Here is a 17,792-nt window from a genome sequence, read left to right on the forward strand (position 1 = left end):
CAGTAAAAACCTACCTGAAAGGAAGAAGGAAGCCCAATGCGTAAAGTAGCAAAATTGATGGGTATCAGCCTGTTAGTGCTTGGCCTGGCGGCCTGTGACGGCGACACCAAAGACACCAAGGCGCCGGCGGGCGGTGCTGCGGCCAGCGCACCGGCCGGGCAACAGGTGAGTTTACTGGACGGAAAACTGGCGTTCACTCTGCCGGTCGGCATGGCGGACCAAAGCGGTAAGCTGGGCAACCAGGCGAACAACATGCACGTTTACGCCGACAGCACCGGCCAGCGCGCGCTGATCGTGATCCTCGGCGACAAGACCGCCGACAACCTGGAAACGCTGGCCAAGCGTCTGGAAGACACCCAGCGCTCGCGTGACGCCAATCTGCAGGTGATTACCAATAAAGCCATCGACGTTAACGGCGTCCCTCTGCGTCAACTGGACAGCATCATCACCAGCGGCGGCGAGAAAGCCTACTCTTCGATCCTGATCGGCACACTGGATAACAATATGCTGACCATTCAGGTCACGCTGCCGGCAGATAACCAGCAGCAGGCGCAAAGTGAAGCCGAAGGCATCATCAGCACCTTGAAACTGAAGCAGTAACCTTAGGGGGCCGGCATGCCGGCCCCGTTTCGCCACCCCATCACCGATTATGCCAACGCCTGCGCCAGCAGGGTGATCGGATGTTCGCAGCTTTTACTGGTCGACATCTCGATTTGCCACTTGCAGGTTTCGCAGTCGGTCACCACCAGATCCGCACCGCTTTCCTCTATCTGGCGAAACAGCGAAGCGCCAATCCCCTGCGAAGTCGCATAGTTCTCCGATTTAAACCCGTAAGTGCCGGCAATGCCGCAACACTGCGAATCCAGCACCATCAGCTCCACCCCCGGAATTTGCCGCAACAGCTCCAGCGTATAGGCGGTCCAGCCCATTTTCTCCATATGGCACGGCGTATGATACGCCACCCGCAACGGCGTGCGCTTCAGCGACAGAGTGCGGCCCTGGTTGATCAGACGATACAAATAGCGCGTCGCCAGTTCTACCCGCTCGCGCACCGCCGAAGTGTCCACCTCCAACAGATGCGGATATTCATCACGTAAGGTAAAGGTACAGCTCGACGAGGTCGCCACCACGGGAATTCCGCGTTCCAACACCGCCTCATACAGCGATTCGGCATTCACTTCGGCCTGCTTTTTGGCCTGGGCGATAAAGCCGTTGGCGATCAAAGGCACGCCGCAACATTTCTCGCGCTTCAGCAGTTGCACGCCGATATCCATCGCGTTAAAGACCTTGATCAGATCCTTGCCCAACTGCGGATGGTTGTAATTGACGAAGCAGCCGTGAAAAAACGCCACCTGTTCGGCATAGCGCTGCTGGGCCTGCGCCTGACGACGATACCAGCGGCGGAAGGTGCCGAACGAGTATTTTGGCAACTCGCGGCGGTGGTCAATTTTCAGCGCTTTGTCCAGCAGCGCACGCACCGGTTTCAGACCGGTGGCGGCATTGACTATGGGCGCAAAGGGTGTCGACAGCGACCCCATGATGTCGGTATGGCTGAGGATGGCGTCGCGCAGCGTCGGTTTGTTCTGAGCGTAATCGGCGCGGGCGCGCTGAATGATATCGCCGATTTTGACGTCGGACGGGCAGGCGACCTCACAGCGCTTGCAGTTGGTGCAATACTTCAGCGCTTCATCGTACAGCGCCGGATCCTTCAACCGCAGGCGTTCGCCGTCCGGCCCCGCCTGTTTTGGCCCCGGATAGAGCGGGTTGACTTTGGCGACCGGACAATAGGTGGTGCAGACGGTGCATTTGATGCAGTTTTCAAAGCTGTTGTCTTTCTGCAGGCTCATGGTCGCTCCTCCTCTGCGGCAATCTGTTGCGCGACGTGCAGCGCCCCGATCAGCGAAACGCCGGCGCCGCAGCCCTGCCGTAGCGGATCGTACCCGCCGGTTACCGCGCCGATGGCATACAGGTTGGTCAGCGCCTCCCCGTGCCTTAACGCACGCAGCCGGCCATCGGTGCGCACGCCGAACAGCAAATAGGGTTGCGGAGCAAACAGATCGCTGCGGCTCCAGTCGGCGCGATCCGCCTGGCTGTCTACGTCCAGCCCAAACACCGGCTCGCGCACGCCGTCGAAATCCGCCGCCAACCCATTGCTAAAGAAGCTGCCGCTGGCCAGCACCACCTGCTGCGCCTGCAGCGGAATATCGCCGTGATTGCGGGTATAAAGGCCGGTAACACGCCCGGCGTCGATATCCGCCCGCAGCACGCTGTCCCCCGGCATAAAAACACCGCCCAACTGTTGCAAGCGCCGGTGCAATGCCTGGTGCAAACGCATACCCAGCACCGAAGGCGGTAACGTCGGCAACAGACGTACCGGCTTGCCCACCGCCGCCTGTAAAGCCAGCAGCGGGGCATCCTCCTCCAGCCCCAGACAGGCCGGCAGGAAAATCGCCTCGGCATCGCCGGCCAGCCGGCGCAGCTCGTCCGCCATCGGCATCCGATTTTCCGGCAAATCCAGCACTCTGGCGATATTCACCGCCCGGAACTCGCTGGGATTGTTGCGCAACCGGTCCAGCGCAGGTAAATGCAACCAGCCGACCCCGGTACGCACTCCCAACGCCTGCATGAGTGAATCGGCGGCCAGCTGCGGCTGAAAATCCAAAAAGCCCTCGATGCCAATCACCGCAACGCTTTCCCACGGCAATTCACCGGCCAACGGCGTCACCGGAATGGCCTGCGGGCTGAGCCAGGTGGCCCGCCGCGTGCCGAGCGGCGTAATGCGCAGATGATTCCTTTCATTGCTGCCTTGCAGGTTCAGGCCGCAGCGCTGCAACAGCTGGGCCGCCTGATCAGATAACGGCGCCACCCGCTCTGCGCCAATCAAGGAATAAGGGTGCCGCGGCGCCTGTCGCGCCAGTTCCGGCAATGCAGCCAGCGGCGCGTCGACCGGCGTGCCGTCGGGCAATTGCGCCAGCAAATCAAGCGAGCCGGAGGAGAAATAAAGCGCGCTCTGGCCTGAGCTGACCACGGCGCAGCGCTTGCCCTGTTCTGCCAACCCGATGGCGCAAGCCATGCCCGCCAAGCCGCCGCCAATCACCACCACGTCAAATCGCATCATCCGCCTCCTGTTTCTCCCGTGCGTCCAGCCCGCACAATCCCTGATAAACCCAACTGGTGAACTCGCTCTCGCGCAGCGCATCGCCCCAGGCGATCGGGCGTACGCCCTTCCAGCGTTCGTTGAGGAAATGCGACAACTGATCGATCGACTGCTGCGGGGTGACGACGTTAAAGCGCGTCAGCAACCCGGCGGCGCGACAGGCACACAGTTCACCCTGGCAGGTGCCCATGCCAACACGGGTGCGGCGACGGAGATCCACCAGATTATTGACGGTGAGAGAGTTCACCGCATAGCGCACCTCGCCGGCGGTAACCGCCTCGCATTCGCAGACCAGGCTGTTGTCCAGCCGATTACCGGCCGGCACCAGGCTGGCGCGATCGCCATGGCGATACACCGCCGAACCGCGAATACTGGCCGGCAACGCCACCACGCTGCGCACCGTTTCCTCCGCCGTCTGCCGGGAGCCGGGCAGCGGTTCCACCGCGGTAGTGCATGGGCTATCCAGCCCAAGCTTTTCACACACTTTATCGGTCGCCCACTGCGCCATCAGGCGATAGGTCATTAGCTTGCCGCCGGTGATGGTGATAAATCCCTCCAGCCCATCGCGGCTGGCGTGATCGAGCAGCACGATGCCGCGGCTGACGTTACGGCCGCTGGGATCGTCGTCACTGGCCACCAGCGGTCGCACCCCGGCATAGGCGCGCAAAATGCGGGTTTGCGCCAGTTCCGGCGCCAGCAGCGCACCTTCGCGGATCAGAATGTCCACTTCCTGCGGCGTCACCACCATGTTGTCGATCTGGTCGTAGTCGATGTGGGTGGAGGTGGTGCCAATCAGCGAGATGGTGTCGCCCGGCACCAAAATGTCGGCGTCTGCCGGTTTGCGGCAACGGTTGATTACCATGTTGTTGATGCGGTGGCCGAGGATCAGCAATGCGCCCTTGGCCGGGAACATGCGGATGCGCAGATCGGCGTATTCCGCAATCTGCTGGCCCCAGATGCCGGCAGCGTTGACCACCACCTCGGCGTGGATATCGTAGCGGCGCGCAGCTTGATGGTCGAAAACGCGCACGCCGGTCACGCGATCGCCCACGCGCAACAAACCGACCACCTGGTGATAGGTAAGGATCTGCGCGCCATGCTCACGGGCATCGAGCATATTGGCGGCGGTCAGACGGAACGGGTCGACGGTGCCATCCGGCACCCGCACGGCGCCGATCAGCGCCGGGTTAGCCGCCGGCTCCAGGCGCAACGCCAATTGCGGATCAATGGCTTCGGCGTTGATGCCGGCACCGTGACAGGCAGCAATAAACTGTTGTTGGTAGGCCAGCGAATCCTGCGGCAGGGTAATGAACAGCCCGTCGGTACGCTCGATGCAGTGATGCGCGATGCGCTTGAGGATGCGGTTCTCTTCTATGCACTCACGCGCCGACTCACCGTCGGTCACCGCATAACGCGCTCCGCTGTGCAGCAAGCCGTGGTTACGGCCGGTGGCGCCGGTGGCGATATCATGGCGCTCCAGCAGTATGCAACGCAGGCCACGCCGCGCGCAGTCACGGGCAATACCCGCTCCGGTCGCACCGCCACCAATGATTATCACATCCGTTTCGCTGTCCGGTGAATGGCTGCTCATTACGCTCCCTCAGGATCCGTGGTTATTATCCTATTGGGCCACAGTTACTGGGGTCTTTGTTTGATAAGGAACAATAACGAACTCAAAACGAAAATAAAATGTCCACAAAAAACCATGAATGTGATCAGAATCACGATTTTTGACCGTTTTTCTATTTCATATCGTTAACTAATCGCTCAAAATCCGCCTGAGTTTCATAAAAGTGTAACATTTGCGCCATTCATCACAGCGACACCAGGCTGTTTTGACTAGGATGACGCTCGTTATGGAACAAAAAAACACCACATTCGATATCCGCTCAATCATCAAATGAACGTAAAAAATCATATTGATGTGATAACTAAAAGCCATCGGAGGCACTCATGTTGAGTATTTTTAAGCCGGCAGCACACATTTCCCGTGTGCCGGTCGACAAAGTCGACCCGCTCTACCGTAAATTGCGCTGGCAAATTTTTATGGGGATTTTCTTCGGTTACGCCGCCTATTATTTGGTGCGTAAGAACTTCACCCTGGCCATGCCTTATTTGATCGATCAGGGCTTCAGCCGCGGCGACCTCGGTTTCGCGCTGTCGGGTATTTCCATCGCCTACGGTTTTTCCAAATTCATCATGGGGTCGGTTTCTGACCGCTCCAACCCACGCGTGTTCCTGCCCGCCGGCTTGATTCTGGCTGCCGCAGTGATGTTGTTCATGGGCTTCGTGCCCTGGGCGACATCGAGCATCGCGGTCATGTTCGTGTTGCTGTTCCTGTGCGGTTGGTTCCAGGGCATGGGCTGGCCGCCTTGTGGCCGCACCATGGTGCACTGGTGGTCGCAGAAAGAACGCGGCGGTATCGTTTCGGTCTGGAACTGCGCCCATAACGTGGGTGGCGGCCTGCCGCCGCTGTTGTTCCTGCTGGGGATGGCCTGGTTCAACGACTGGCACGCGGCGCTGTATATGCCGGCCTTCGGCGCTATTCTGGTGGCCCTGATCGCCTTTGCGCTGATGCGCGATACCCCGCAATCCTGCGGCCTGCCGCCGATCGAAGAATACAAAAACGATTACCCGGACGACTACAGCGAGAAAGCGGAAGAAGAGCTGACCGCCAAGCAGATCTTCATGCAGTATATTCTGCCGAACAAGCTGCTGTGGTACATCGCCGTGGCCAACGTGTTCGTTTACCTGCTGCGTTACGGCATTCTGGACTGGTCACCGACCTACCTGAAAGAAGTGAAGCATTTCGCGCTGGATAAGTCTTCCTGGGCCTACTTCCTGTACGAATACGCCGGTATCCCGGGCACCCTGCTGTGCGGCTGGATGTCGGACAAAGTGTTCAAAGGCAATCGCGGCGCCACCGGCGTGTTCTTTATGACGCTGGTGACCATCGCTACCGTCGTCTACTGGCTCAACCCGGTCGGCAATCCTGGCATCGACATGGCCTGCATGATCACCATCGGCTTCCTGATTTACGGCCCGGTGATGCTGATCGGCCTGCACGCGCTGGAACTGGCACCGAAGAAAGCGGCGGGAACTGCAGCGGGCTTCACCGGTCTGTTCGGCTACCTGGGCGGTTCCGTTGCGGCCAGCGCCATCGTCGGTTACACCGTGGACTACTTCGGTTGGGACGGCGGCTTTATGGTGATGATTGGCGGCAGTATCGGCGCGGTAGTGCTGCTGTTGCTGACCATGCTGAGCGAGAAAAAGCACCACGCGGAAATCGCAGCCAACAAACGCGGCTAAGCGTCATACAAATTTCGCATTATTTAAAGGCCGCGCTGCGGCCTTTTTATTACCCTGCACCTACAACATGGAGAATTACAGAATGCGGACTCACGTCAAAGCCCTGCTGACAGGGATCATCCTGGCCACCTCAATGGTCAGCGCCGCACAGGCGGCGGACAAGGTGGTGATCGCCCACCGTGGCGCCAGCGGCTATTTGCCGGAACACACGCTGCCGGCGAAGGCTATGGCCTACGCGCAGGGTGCGGACTTCCTCGAGCAGGATCTGGTGATGACCAAGGACAACGAGCTGGTGGTGCTGCATGACCATTACCTCGATCGCGTCACCGATGTGGCCGAACGCTTCCCGAGCCGGGCACGCAAAGACGGCCGTTATTACGCCATCGACTTTACCCTGGCGGAAATCAAATCGCTGAAGTTCACGGAAGGCTTTGAGATCGAAAACGGCAAAAAGGTACAGGGCTACCCTGGCCGCTTCCCGATGGGCAAATCGGACTTCCGCGTTCATACCTTCCAGGAAGAGATCGAGTTTGTGCAGGGGCTGAACCATTCGACCGGCAAAAACATCGGTATTTACCCGGAAATCAAAGCGCCGTGGTTCCACAAGCAGGAAGGCAAGGATATCTCCAGCAAAGTGCTGGCGGTGTTGAAGCAGTATGGTTATACCGGCAAGGGTGACAACGTTTATCTGCAATGCTTCGACGCCAATGAACTGAAACGGATTAAAACCGAGCTGGAACCGAAGATGGGCATGGATCTGAAGCTGATCCAACTGATCGCCTACAACAAGTGGCAGGAAACCTATGAGCAGAAAGCCGACGGCAAATGGGTGGAATACGACTATGACTGGATGTTCAAGCCGGGCGCGATGAAGCAGATTGCCCAGTACGCCGACGGTATCGGCCCGGACTACCACATGCTGGTGGAAGCGGAGAAATCCAAGCCGGGCCACGTGGTGCTGACCGATATGGTGAAAGAAGCCCATGCCAACAAGCTGGCGGTGCATCCGTTCACCATCCGCGCCGATGCGCTGCCAAACTACGTGACCGACGTGAATCAGCTGTATGACGTGATTTACAACCAGGCGGGCGTTGACGGCGTGTTCACCGACTTCCCCGACAAGGGCGTGCAGTTCCTGCAAAAGCAGGGCCAGCACAAGTAACCCGGACAAGGGCGCCGCAAGGCGCCCTGAATTTGATGACAAAGTTGTCTTTAAACCCGAGATACCCGGGCCTAGCGCACCGAGGGGCCATTATGGGACACATCCCTGTGTCCCACCCTGCGGGCCGACATGAAGTCGTTCCAATTTGCTCCAGGCAAATTGGTCGGCGGGCAAGCCGCTACGACCCCTTCGGCACGCTCTCCCTAATAACGGACTTTGTCAGCCGTCTGAAGGTATCCTGCTCATATCAACCCAGGAACATCTTGCGCAGGTAATGCGGCACTGCGTCGTCGGCATTGGAACCAATCACTTCCAGCTCCGGCAGCTTGTCTTTCAGGCGCTGGTGCGCGTCGCGCATAATGCAGCCCTTGCCGGCCATCGCCAGCATTTCCAGGTCATTCATGCCGTCACCGAAGGCGATGCACTCTTTCAGCGAATAGCCGATGATTTTGGCCACTTCTTCCAGCGCATGGCCTTTGGATACGCCGCCCGCCATCACTTCCAGACAGGTCGGGAACGAGAAGCTGACGTTAACCCGATCGCCCCAGCGCGCATTGATGGCATCTTCCAGCGGCAGCAGCTTTTCATGGTCGTCACAGGTGAAGTACACCTTGCACACGCCGTCGGTTTCCAGCAGGCCCGGCTCAAACAGCTGATACTGGAAGATCGATTCCCGGAAGAACTCTTCCTGCTCCGGGCTTTCCCGGTTGATGAACCAGTCGTCGTTGCGATAAACGTTGGTGGTGATGTCCGCATCGTCATGCAGCATGCCGTAGAGATCGCGGGCAATGTCTTCTGCCAGGTTGTGGCTGAAAATCAGCTCGCCGGCGGTGTTATGCACGCGGGCGCCGTTGGAGGTGATCATAAAGGCGCTGATATCGAGGTTATCGCGGATCTGCGAAACGTCGATGTGATGCCGGCCAGTGGCAAACACAAAGTGCACGTCACGCTGGGTCAGCAGCTTCAACGTCTCTTTGGCATAAGGCGACAGGGTGTGGTCAGGTGATAGCAGCGTGCCATCTAAATCGGAAGCGACGACGTGATACATAAGGATATGTTCTAACCTCTGATGGAGTGGTCGGCGGCAGGGGCGCCACCTAAGTGTTGAGCAAAGAAACGCAGGATTGCGTTCAATGCTTCGGCGCGCATCGCGTCCCGCTCGAACAGGATCTCATGGCGTGCGCCTTGGATAACCCGCGGTTTCCCCCCTTCGCAAGGGTGCCCCGCGTCTGACAGTGCCTGACAAAAAGCCTGCTGGGAACGGTTGTCGACCACCCGTTCCTCACCGGCCTGCAATAATAATAGCGGTGTGGTGATTTTAGCCGCCTGCGCGACAATCTGCCGCCCGGCCTGAATGCTTTCTCTTACCCAGTGATAGGTAGGGCCCCCCACCTGCAACTCGGGATAATCGGCGTAATAACGCAAACAGCGGCGATAGCGTTCACGGCTGTGGGTCAATACGTTGACCACGTAGGGCAGCGGCCGCCACTGGCCGGTGCCTATCGCATAGTAATCGCGCACCGCCGGGTGTTTCTCCACCCAGTTAAGGATGCGGTCCGCCATCCAGCCCGGCATCGGCAGATGAATGCCGAACATCGGCGCGCAAAACGCGGCGGCATCAAACGCCTGCGGCTGACGCGCCAGAAACTGCGCCAGTATCGCGCCGCCCATCGAATGCGACAGCGCAAAGTGGTGTCGGTAGCCGCGCGGTGCCACTTGCTGCTGATAAAACTGGGCGAAATCGTCAATATAATCGGCAAAGTTTACCACATGACCGCGGTGCGTATCAGCCAGCAAACGGCCAGAACGGCCTTGCCCGCGATGATCGAGAATCATCACATCAAAACCGCAATGGAATAGATCGTAGGCAACTTCTGGATATTTAACGTAACTTTCGATGCGCCCGGGGCTTATCACCACCACCCGCTGATGGCGCGATGAGCTAAAACGCACGAAGCGGATCGGCACGCCGCCCACGCCACTGAACTCGCCCTCTTCCCGCAGCCGCCAAAAATCCAGCAGCGGGCCGGTGGCGAAAGCAGCGAACTGCGTTTCACGCATTAACCAGTCATCGGTGCTGTGGGTGAACGACGTCATTGAGAGCTTTTCCCTGAGCCGCCAGCGGCAAAAATGTGGCCTCTGGCACAAGAAATAATACTAGCGTATTGTGATTGAATTCTTACAAGAACCGGGCCCATTTTGGCACAAATTGGTACTTTCAGGGAGCCTTACGATGACCTTGGACTGGTGGTTAACCTATCTGCTGACAACCCTTATCCTCAGCCTCTCACCCGGCTCAGGCGCAATCAACACCATGAGCACCGGTATCAGCCACGGGTATCGCGGCGCGGCGGCATCGATCGCCGGCCTGCAGGTCGGGTTGAGTCTGCATATCGTGCTGGTGGGCATTGGCCTGGGTGCGTTGGTCTCACAGTCGCTGATGGCGTTTGAATTGCTGAAATGGCTCGGCGCCGCCTATCTGGTGTGGCTCGGTATCCAACAGTGGCGCGCCGCCGGTTCGTTGGATCTGCATACGCTGGCGGGTACCATGCCGCGCCGCCGTTTGTTCCGCCGTGCCGTCCTGGTGAATCTGACCAACCCGAAGAGCATCGTGTTTCTGGCCGCGCTGTTCCCGCAGTTTATTTTACCTAACCAGCCGCAGACCGAGCAGTATCTGATACTCGGCGTGACCACCGTGGCGGTGGATATTGTGGTGATGATTGGCTACGCCACACTGGCGACCCGCATTGCCGGCTGGCTGAAGACGCCGCGTCAAATGCAGTTGCTGAACCGCATCTTCGGTTCGCTGTTTATTCTGGTGGCCGGGTTATTGGCTACAGCCAGAAAGGCATAATGCAAAAGGGCCAAACATCACTGTTCGGCCCTCGCGATATCTTCCTGCGATTAACGGGTAAAGATCAGGTGCAACCCGAAACCGGTGAACAGCACGCCTGCCAGCCCGTCGATCCATTTCGCCAAACGCTGATAGCCGCGGCGCATTGCCGGCAACGCAAACACTACCGCCACCAGGCTGAACCAGACAAAGGTCTCGGCGATAATCAGCAGGAACAAGCCCCAGCGCGCGCCGGCGCCCACGTCGTCACCGACAAACAGCGAGAACACGCTGCCGAAATAGATAACCGCTTTCGGGTTTGAAAGGTTGGTCAGGAAACCGCGGATAAAGCTGCGTCCGGCCTTTGGCAACGCCACTTTCACTTCGTCCGCCGGCACCGATTGGGCGTTCTGGGAGCGTGCGGAACGCAGCAGTTGCCAGCCCATCCAGCATAAGTAAATCCCACCGCCGACCATGATGATCTGGTGCAGCCAGGCCATTTTCTGCAAGATCAGGTGCAGGCCCATCAGCGCAACCCCCGCCCACACCACGATACCCAGTGAAATGCCCACTACGCCCATCATCGCCTCGCGGCGCGAACGGCTGGCGGCGGTTTGCGAAACAAAAAAGAAGTCCGGCCCCGGGCTCATCAGCGCGATCAAGTGCACCAGCGCCACGGTCAGAAACAGCATCAACATGATTTATTGCCCTTATTCTTCGTCATTATCGAGGTGATCGCGGATCATCGCCATAAACGGGGCGCCGAAGCGCTCCAGTTTGCGCTGGCCAACGCCGTTAACGCTAAGCAGGTCGCCGGCCTTGATCGGCATTTGCTCCGCCATTTCCAACAGCGTGGCATCGTTAAATACCACGTAAGGCGGGATATTTTCTTCGTCGGCAATCGATTTACGCAGCTTGCGCAGTTTGGCAAACAGCTTGCGATCGTAATTGCCGCCGTAGGATTTCTGATTGGCGCTGCCACGCGACTTCAGGCTTTGAATGCGCGGCACCGCCAGTTGCAGCTCCAGCTCACCACGCAGTACCGGGCGCGCGGCCTCGGTCAATTGCAGCGCCGAATGCATGGCGATGTTCTGGGTAATAAACCCCAGGTGGATCAGTTGACGCAGTACGCTGGTCCAGTGCTCGGTCGTTTGCTCGCGACCTATGCCGTACACCGGCAGCTTGTCGTGCCCGTATTCGCGGATGCGCTGGTTATTGGAACCGCGCAGCACTTCGACAATGTAACCCAGGCCAAACCGCTGGCCGACGCGATATACGCAGGACAGCGCCTTGCGTGCGTCTTCCAGCCCGTCATAGCGCTTGGGGGGATCGAGGCAGATATCGCAGTTACCGCAATTTTGCTGCTTGCCCTCGCCAAAGTAGTTGAGCAACACCAAACGACGGCAGGTTTGCGCTTCGGCGAAAGCCCCCATGGCATTCAGCTTGTGGCGCTCGATATCCAACTGCTGCCCGGCCGGTTTCTCTTCCAGGCAACGGCGCAGCCAGGCCATGTCGGCCGGGTCATACAACAGGATCGCTTCGGCCGGCAAGCCGTCACGCCCGGCGCGGCCGGTTTCCTGATAGTAGGACTCGATATTGCGCGGAATATCAAAGTGCACCACGAAACGCACGTTGGGTTTGTTGATGCCCATGCCGAAGGCGACGGTGGCTACCACCACCTGCAAATCGTCACGCTGGAACGCTTCCTGCACCTGCGCGCGGCGATCGTTGTCCAGCCCGGCATGATAGGCGCCCACGCTCAGCCCGCGGCTCTGCAAACGCGCGGTGGTGTCTTCCACCTTGGCGCGGCTGTTGCAGTAAATGATACCGCTCTTGCCACGTTGGTCCTGCACGAAGCGCCACAGCTGATCGAGCGGTTTGAACTTCTCCACCAGCGTATAGCGAATGTTTGGGCGGTCAAAGCTGCTGATCTGCACCAGCGGATCGTGCAGCGCCAACAGGCGCACGATGTCGCCACGGGTAGACTCGTCGGCGGTAGCGGTCAGGGCAATCACCGGCATCGTCGGGAAGCGCTGCTTCAACTGACCCAACGCGCGGTATTCAGGACGGAAATCATGGCCCCACTGCGAAATGCAATGCGCCTCGTCCACCGCCAATAGCGCCGGCGGACAGTGGTCGAGCAAGTCGAGGAAGCTGTCCATCATCAGCCGCTCGGGGGCGATGTACAGCATTTTGATCTGCCCGCTGCGGCAACCCGCCATGACCTCCAACTGCTGCTCGCGCGTCTGCGTCGAGTTATAGCAGGCGGCGGAAACGCCGTAGGCCAGCAGTTGATCGACCTGATCTTTCATCAGCGAGATCAACGGGGAAACCACTAACGTCAGGCCATCCATCACCAGCGCCGGGATTTGATAGCACAACGATTTACCGCCGCCGGTCGGCATGACCACCAGACAATCCAGCCCGCCGATCGCCGCGTTGATAATCGTTTGTTGACCCGGTCGGAATTGCTGGTAGCCAAAGGTATCGCGCAATACCTGCTCTGCCAGCAACTCTTTGTTTATCACTGCTGCGGTTGACACACACTTCCCCACTTTTTGCTGCATTGCGCCGCCATCATGACGGCCGTATTACATAATATCGTTAAGCATGACACCAACGCCAACCCGTGTCTGCCGGAAGTTGTAATCAATCAGCGATTCGCCGTAGCCGCTGAACACCTGAGTGTAGAAACGCACGTGTTTGGAGATCGGGTAGCTCCAACCCAGTTCCGCGCCGCCGTAGCCGCTGTTCCAGTTGTAATGGCTGTCGACGCTGAACACGCTGTCGCCCCAGGCGTAACCGACTTTCAGACGGTAATACCCCATGTATTTGGTGATATCCGGGTTGTCATCGCTGCTGTCGCTTTCCGAGAAGCGGAACCAGGGTTTCAGATCCACCTGCCAGTTGCCGTTCTGCGCCATAAAACGCGCGTAACCGCGATTCCAGCTGCGGGAGGTTGGATCCGAACGCCCATTGGACTGGTGGTTGAGGCCCACTTCAACGTCGCGCAGCGTCCAGCCGGCAAAGCGGTAATCCGTCGCCCAGCCGAGGAATACCTGCGGCTCGTAGTTGGTTTCGCGAAACGGCGACGATTCCCCGTGGTTGGAAAGCTGCCACCAGGAACGCTGAGTATAAGAGGCGCCGAGCACCGAGTTGTCGCCCAGAATGCCGCGCCACAGCGGGAAGGCCAGGCTGAGCTGGTATTTCACTTCATCCTTGCGCGCCTTCTCGGCCCAGTTGTAGGTCTTGATGGCTTCTTTGTTGATATTGCTGGTATCGGTGTACAACACATAGTTGGTGTCGTACGGGTATAGCGTAAACGGGTTGTCGTGATCCTGCAGCATGTTGGCGATAATGCTGCCGCGCACCGCGGGTTTATCATGAATTTGCTGCTCTTTGGCCTCTTCCGCCTGCACCAGCAATGGTGCCGCCAACATGGCCAAAACGATCCCTGACAAAATGCGCATAACGTTCCCCACTCCAACAAAAATGACAAACTCTGAAATAAAAACAGGCCATTTTACACACAAAGGCGGTTTTGCAGCAGTGCGGTGTGCATTTATTGGATTAGTCTGGCAAGCAACAAAATATAGGCATAAAATCAACAAACGATTAACCTGGACTGACCAGTTAATAACCTCCTCACTCTATTGAATAAAGAACGGGTATTTATGTCCACTACACCACTGACACTCGATGCTGCACGCCAGAAAATCGGCGAAATCTTTGTTTACCACATGCCGTTTAACCGCGAACTGGGCCTTGAACTGCGCCGTTTTGAAGATGACTACGTTGAACTGAGCTTCACCAATCAGCCCAAACTGGTGGGCAACGCCGCCCAGAAGATCCTGCACGGCGGCGTGATCGCTTCAGTGCTGGACGTTGCCGCCGGCTTGGCCTGCGCCGGCAGCGTGCTGATGCGTCTGGACCCGCTGATCGAAGAGGAAGTGGCCTCGCGCCTGTCGCGCATGGGAACCATAGATCTGCGCGTTGACTACCTGCGCCCCGGCCGCGGCGAGCATTTCGTCGCCTCCGCCAGCGTCTTGCGCAGCGGCAACAAAGTGGCGGTCGCCCGCGTCGAACTGCATAACCACGATGGCCTGCATATCGCCAGTGCCACCGCCACCTACCTGGTCGGGTGATTGTGTGCGGTGAGCGTCTTAAGTACACTCACCGCATCTCCGTTTTACCCATCCGAGTATCGTCATGGACGCACAGCAAACGCGGCAGGGCATCTTCTTTGCTCTGGCCGCCTATTTTATTTGGGGCATCGCCCCGGCCTATTTCAAACTGATTCAACAGGTGCCCGCCGATGAGATCCTCACTCATCGGGTCATTTGGTCTTTCTTCTTTATGCTGGCGCTGATCACGCTGGGCCGCAACTGGCCGCAGGTTCGCGCCACCTGCAGCAACCGCAAACGGCTGCTGTTGCTGGCGGTGACCGCAGTGTTGATCGGCGGCAACTGGCTGTTGTTTATCTGGGCGGTGAATAACCACCACATGCTGGAGGCCAGCCTGGGCTATTTCATTAATCCGCTGGTTAACGTGCTGTTGGGGATGCTGTTCCTGGGCGAGCGTTTCCGCCGCATGCAGTGGTTGGCGGTGGTGTTGGCGTTTGCCGGCGTGTTGATTCAGCTATGGCAATTCGGCTCGCTGCCGATTATCGGCCTGGGGCTGGCGTTCAGCTTTGCCTTCTACGGCTTGCTGCGCAAGAAGATCGCCATCGACGCGCAGACCGGCATGCTGATTGAAACCCTGTGGTTATTGCCGGTAGCGGCGGCGTACCTGTTCCTGTTCGCCGACAGCCCGACCAGCCATCTGAGCGCCAACCCGTGGTCGCTGAACCTGCTGCTGGTCGCCGCCGGCGTCGTCACCACCATACCGCTGCTGTTCTTTACCGCCGCGGCGACCCGCCTGCGCCTGTCGACACTCGGCTTTTTCCAGTACCTCGGCCCGACGCTGATGTTCCTGCTGGCCGTCACTTTTTACGGAGAGACCATCGGCCAGGATAAACTGGTGACCTTCGGCTTTATCTGGGCGGCGCTGCTGCTGTTTATCCTCGACGCGCTTTACACTCAACGCAAATTACGTTGACGCAGGCGAGGCCCGATTGGAAATGAAGCGGGCCATCGCCGGGCCGGTCAGCAGAATGGTGAACAACCGCAGCGTCTGCATCGCCATCACAAAGGACATATCCACCCGGCTGCCCGCCGCAATGATCGCCACGGTGTCCAGCCCGCCCGGGCTGGTTGCCAGATAGGCGGTCATCAGATCCACCGGCAGGAAGCGGGTCAGCATCCACGCCAGCAGCCCGCAAAACAGCATTAGCGCCGCTATCGACGCCACCATCTGCGGCAAGGTACGCAACGCCAGCAAAAATATCGGCCGGGTAAAACGTAGCCCTACGCTCCAGCCAATCAGGGTATAAGCCAGCGCCAGCAACCATTCCGGCACCTGCAACGCCATCGCGCCGCTGGAGTGCAGCGCGGCGCCGATAATCATCGGTAAAAGCAACGCACCGGAAGGGATCCGCAGCCGGGGGCCCAGCCAGGCGCCGGCAACGGCGATACCCAGCGTCGCGAGAAAACGCCAATCCAGCGGGGGGAACCATTCCAGCGCGGCGCTGCCGTGGCCCGCCTCATCCCCCAGCCCAATCCGCGCCACCATGGCCGCCGCCGTGGCGACAAACAGCACCCGCAGGTACTGCATGAATGCCACTAACCGGACATCTGCACCGAAATCTCCCGCCATCGCCACCATCGCCGAAGCGCCGCCGGGCGATGAACCCCAGGCACCGGTCGGCCCCGGCAGCCCGCTGAAACGCACCAGACACCAGCCGGAAACGCCGCTGGCCGCCAGCGTGGCAAAGAGTACCAGCAGCACCAGTGGCCAGTCGTCGAGTAACGGCGTGAGGATAGCGGGGGAAAGACTTTGCGCGATCATGCAGCCCAGCACCGCTTGGGCGACGATAAACAGGCGCGTGGGAATGCGCACCGTGGCACCCAACAGCCCCATCGCCACGCCGACGATCATCGGCCCCAGCAACAGCGCCGCGGGAATATGAAATGTTTGCAGGCCAAACCCCAGCGCCAGCGAAGCCAGCAGCAGGAGCAGCCATTGAGACCAGCGGGGCAACTTCTCCATCAAACTCACGCCTTACGGGCAGATGAGACGAGGCGTCATTGTACCCCTATTTAGCAGGCTAAGCGTTGAGGTAACGCAGAAATAACGGACGATCGGGTCGCCCGCCGGCTTACAGCCAGTTCTTGCGCTTGAAGTACAGGTAAGGAGCCAGCCCCGCGAGGATCATCAGGCTGATGGCACCCGGATAACCGAACGACCACTTCAGCTCCGGCATGAACTCAAAGTTCATCCCGTAGCTGGAAGCCACCAGCGTCGGCGGCAGGAACACCACCGAGACCACCGAGAAAATCTTGATGATGCGGTTCTGCTCGATATTGATAAAGCCCATAGCCGCTTGCATCAGGAAGTTCACCTTCTGGAACAGCGATTCGTTATGCGGCAACAGGGATTCGATGTCGCGCAGCACTTCACGCGCCTGTTCCAACTGGCCGGTCGGCAGGCGCGCCTTGCGCACCAGGAAGTTAAGCGCGCGTTGGGTATCCATCAGACACAGGCGCACTTTCCAGCCGATATCTTCCAGTTCCGCCAAGGTTGACAGCGCTTCATCGTATTCGTCGCCCTGATGGCCTTCCATGATCACCCGGCTGAGCTTTTCCAGATCGCTATAGATATTTTCGATCTCGTCCGCCAACTGCTCAATCTTGGTTTCGAACAGATCCAGCAACAGCTCATAGGCATTGCCGTCGACCATCGTCAGATTGCGGGCGCGCATGCGGTACAAACGAAACGCCGGCAGTTCGCGTTCACGCAGGGTATACAACCGGCCGTCGCGAATGGTGAAGGCCACGGTCGAGTTGCCGGCGTGATCTTCCGCATCTTCAAAATAGAAGAAGGAGTGAATATGCAGGCCATCTTCGTCTTCGAAGAAACGCGCGGAGGCTTCGATGTCGTCCAGCTCCGGGCGTGTCGCCAGGCTTTGGCCCAGCTCGTTTTGCACGCGCTCACGCTCGCCCTCTTCCGGCTCAACCAGATCAACCCACAGTGACGAGGTGAGATCATCCGAGTCATCCAACTCCAGACGGGACAGGCGACTGTTATCTAATTTAAACGCGCTTAGCATGTGCCAAAACTCCCTATCGGTGACAGGTGCAGACAACGCGTGGAAGCACAGAAACAGAGGGGTGTTGCATCACCAGCTTGTTTCAGACCATGAAGGATCTGACTCGTAGCGACGCTTTGCGGGG

The 17,792-nt window shown here is 58.8% G+C and carries 16 protein-coding genes; 6 read left to right on the forward strand and 10 right to left on the reverse strand.

Going from position 1 to position 17,792, the window contains the following annotated elements:
- Positions 1-36 precede the first annotated feature (36 nt).
- Entirely contained in the window at positions 37-600 is a 564-nt protein-coding gene (locus ACUTQW_RS16910) for a DcrB family lipoprotein (protein WP_004950949.1), read from the forward strand.
- Positions 601-647: 47 nt separating this feature from the next.
- On the opposite strand, the gene glpC is transcribed toward ACUTQW_RS16910, so the two are convergent.
- The 3 genes from glpC to glpA are packed head-to-tail and all read right to left on the reverse strand — an operon-like array spanning position 648 to position 4,748.
- Positions 648-1,847: an anaerobic glycerol-3-phosphate dehydrogenase subunit GlpC gene (glpC, locus tag ACUTQW_RS16915; RefSeq protein WP_006323046.1), complete on the reverse strand. Its 1,200-nt coding sequence runs from the start codon at positions 1,845-1,847 to the stop codon at positions 648-650.
- Positions 1,844-3,115, reverse strand: coding sequence for a glycerol-3-phosphate dehydrogenase subunit GlpB (glpB, locus tag ACUTQW_RS16920; protein ID WP_020438295.1), 1,272 nt, complete (start codon positions 3,113-3,115; stop codon positions 1,844-1,846). Before glpB ends, glpC begins: the two co-directional genes overlap by 4 nt.
- Entirely contained in the window at positions 3,105-4,748 is a 1,644-nt protein-coding gene (gene glpA / locus ACUTQW_RS16925; protein WP_004950943.1) for an anaerobic glycerol-3-phosphate dehydrogenase subunit A, read from the reverse strand. Before glpA ends, glpB begins: the two co-directional genes overlap by 11 nt.
- 362 nt (positions 4,749-5,110) lie before the next feature.
- Between glpA and glpT the strand changes: the two genes are divergently transcribed.
- A complete protein-coding gene (gene glpT / locus ACUTQW_RS16930) occupies positions 5,111-6,466 on the forward strand; it encodes a glycerol-3-phosphate transporter (RefSeq protein ID WP_004950940.1) in 1,356 nt (451 codons plus the stop codon).
- 82 nt (positions 6,467-6,548) lie between these two features.
- Positions 6,549-7,628 (forward strand): glycerophosphodiester phosphodiesterase, encoded by a 1,080-nt coding sequence (glpQ, locus tag ACUTQW_RS16935; RefSeq protein WP_004950938.1) that lies wholly within the window; start codon positions 6,549-6,551, stop codon positions 7,626-7,628.
- 247 nt (positions 7,629-7,875) lie between these two features.
- Here the strand turns inward: glpQ and yigL are convergent, their stop codons facing one another.
- A complete protein-coding gene (gene yigL, locus ACUTQW_RS16940) occupies positions 7,876-8,676 on the reverse strand; it encodes a sugar/pyridoxal phosphate phosphatase YigL (protein WP_006323036.1) in 801 nt (266 codons plus the stop codon).
- Positions 8,677-8,687: 11 nt separating this feature from the next.
- Entirely contained in the window at positions 8,688-9,725 is a 1,038-nt protein-coding gene (gene pldB / locus ACUTQW_RS16945) for a lysophospholipase L2 (protein ID WP_004950934.1), read from the reverse strand.
- Positions 9,726-9,861: 136 nt separating this feature from the next.
- Here pldB and rhtB point away from each other — a divergent pair, with 136 nt between their 5' ends.
- On the forward strand, positions 9,862-10,482 hold the full coding sequence (gene rhtB, locus ACUTQW_RS16950) for a homoserine/homoserine lactone efflux protein (protein WP_004950933.1): 621 nt from the start codon (positions 9,862-9,864) through the stop codon (positions 10,480-10,482).
- Positions 10,483-10,532: 50 nt separating this feature from the next.
- Here the strand turns inward: rhtB and rhtC are convergent, their stop codons facing one another.
- From rhtC to pldA, 3 genes are read right to left on the reverse strand one after another with little or no spacing between them, the layout of a single operon-like run.
- Positions 10,533-11,159, reverse strand: coding sequence for a threonine export protein RhtC (gene rhtC / locus ACUTQW_RS16955; RefSeq protein WP_004950932.1), 627 nt, complete (start codon positions 11,157-11,159; stop codon positions 10,533-10,535).
- A 12-nt stretch (positions 11,160-11,171) separates the two neighbouring features.
- Positions 11,172-13,004 (reverse strand): ATP-dependent DNA helicase RecQ, encoded by a 1,833-nt coding sequence (gene recQ, locus ACUTQW_RS16960; RefSeq protein ID WP_037433859.1) that lies wholly within the window; start codon positions 13,002-13,004, stop codon positions 11,172-11,174.
- A 48-nt stretch (positions 13,005-13,052) separates the two neighbouring features.
- Positions 13,053-13,931, reverse strand: a complete 879-nt coding sequence (gene pldA, locus ACUTQW_RS16965; protein WP_004950930.1) for a phospholipase A — start codon at positions 13,929-13,931, stop codon at positions 13,053-13,055.
- Between the two features lie 204 nt (positions 13,932-14,135).
- Here pldA and ACUTQW_RS16970 point away from each other — a divergent pair, with 204 nt between their 5' ends.
- Together ACUTQW_RS16970 and rarD are read left to right on the forward strand one after the other, a co-directional pair.
- The gene (locus ACUTQW_RS16970; protein ID WP_004950929.1) at positions 14,136-14,606 is read left to right on the forward strand and encodes a thioesterase family protein; all 471 of its coding nucleotides are present in this window, start codon (positions 14,136-14,138) and stop codon (positions 14,604-14,606) included.
- A gap of 64 nt (positions 14,607-14,670) precedes the next feature.
- Positions 14,671-15,558 carry an EamA family transporter RarD gene (gene rarD, locus ACUTQW_RS16975; RefSeq protein WP_006323028.1) on the forward strand — a complete coding sequence of 296 codons (888 nt, stop codon included), beginning with the start codon at positions 14,671-14,673 and terminating at the stop codon, positions 15,556-15,558.
- Here the strand turns inward: rarD and ACUTQW_RS16980 are convergent.
- Together ACUTQW_RS16980 and corA are read right to left on the reverse strand one after the other, a co-directional pair.
- Positions 15,550-16,608 (reverse strand): AbrB family transcriptional regulator, encoded by a 1,059-nt coding sequence (locus ACUTQW_RS16980; protein ID WP_020438293.1) that lies wholly within the window; start codon positions 16,606-16,608, stop codon positions 15,550-15,552. The two genes, rarD and ACUTQW_RS16980, sit on opposite strands and share 9 nt — an antisense overlap.
- A gap of 109 nt (positions 16,609-16,717) precedes the next feature.
- Positions 16,718-17,668, reverse strand: a complete 951-nt coding sequence (gene corA / locus ACUTQW_RS16985) for a magnesium/cobalt transporter CorA (RefSeq protein WP_004950926.1) — start codon at positions 17,666-17,668, stop codon at positions 16,718-16,720.
- Positions 17,669-17,792 lie beyond the last annotated feature (124 nt).

Source organism: Serratia sp. TSA_7 (assembly GCF_052692135.1).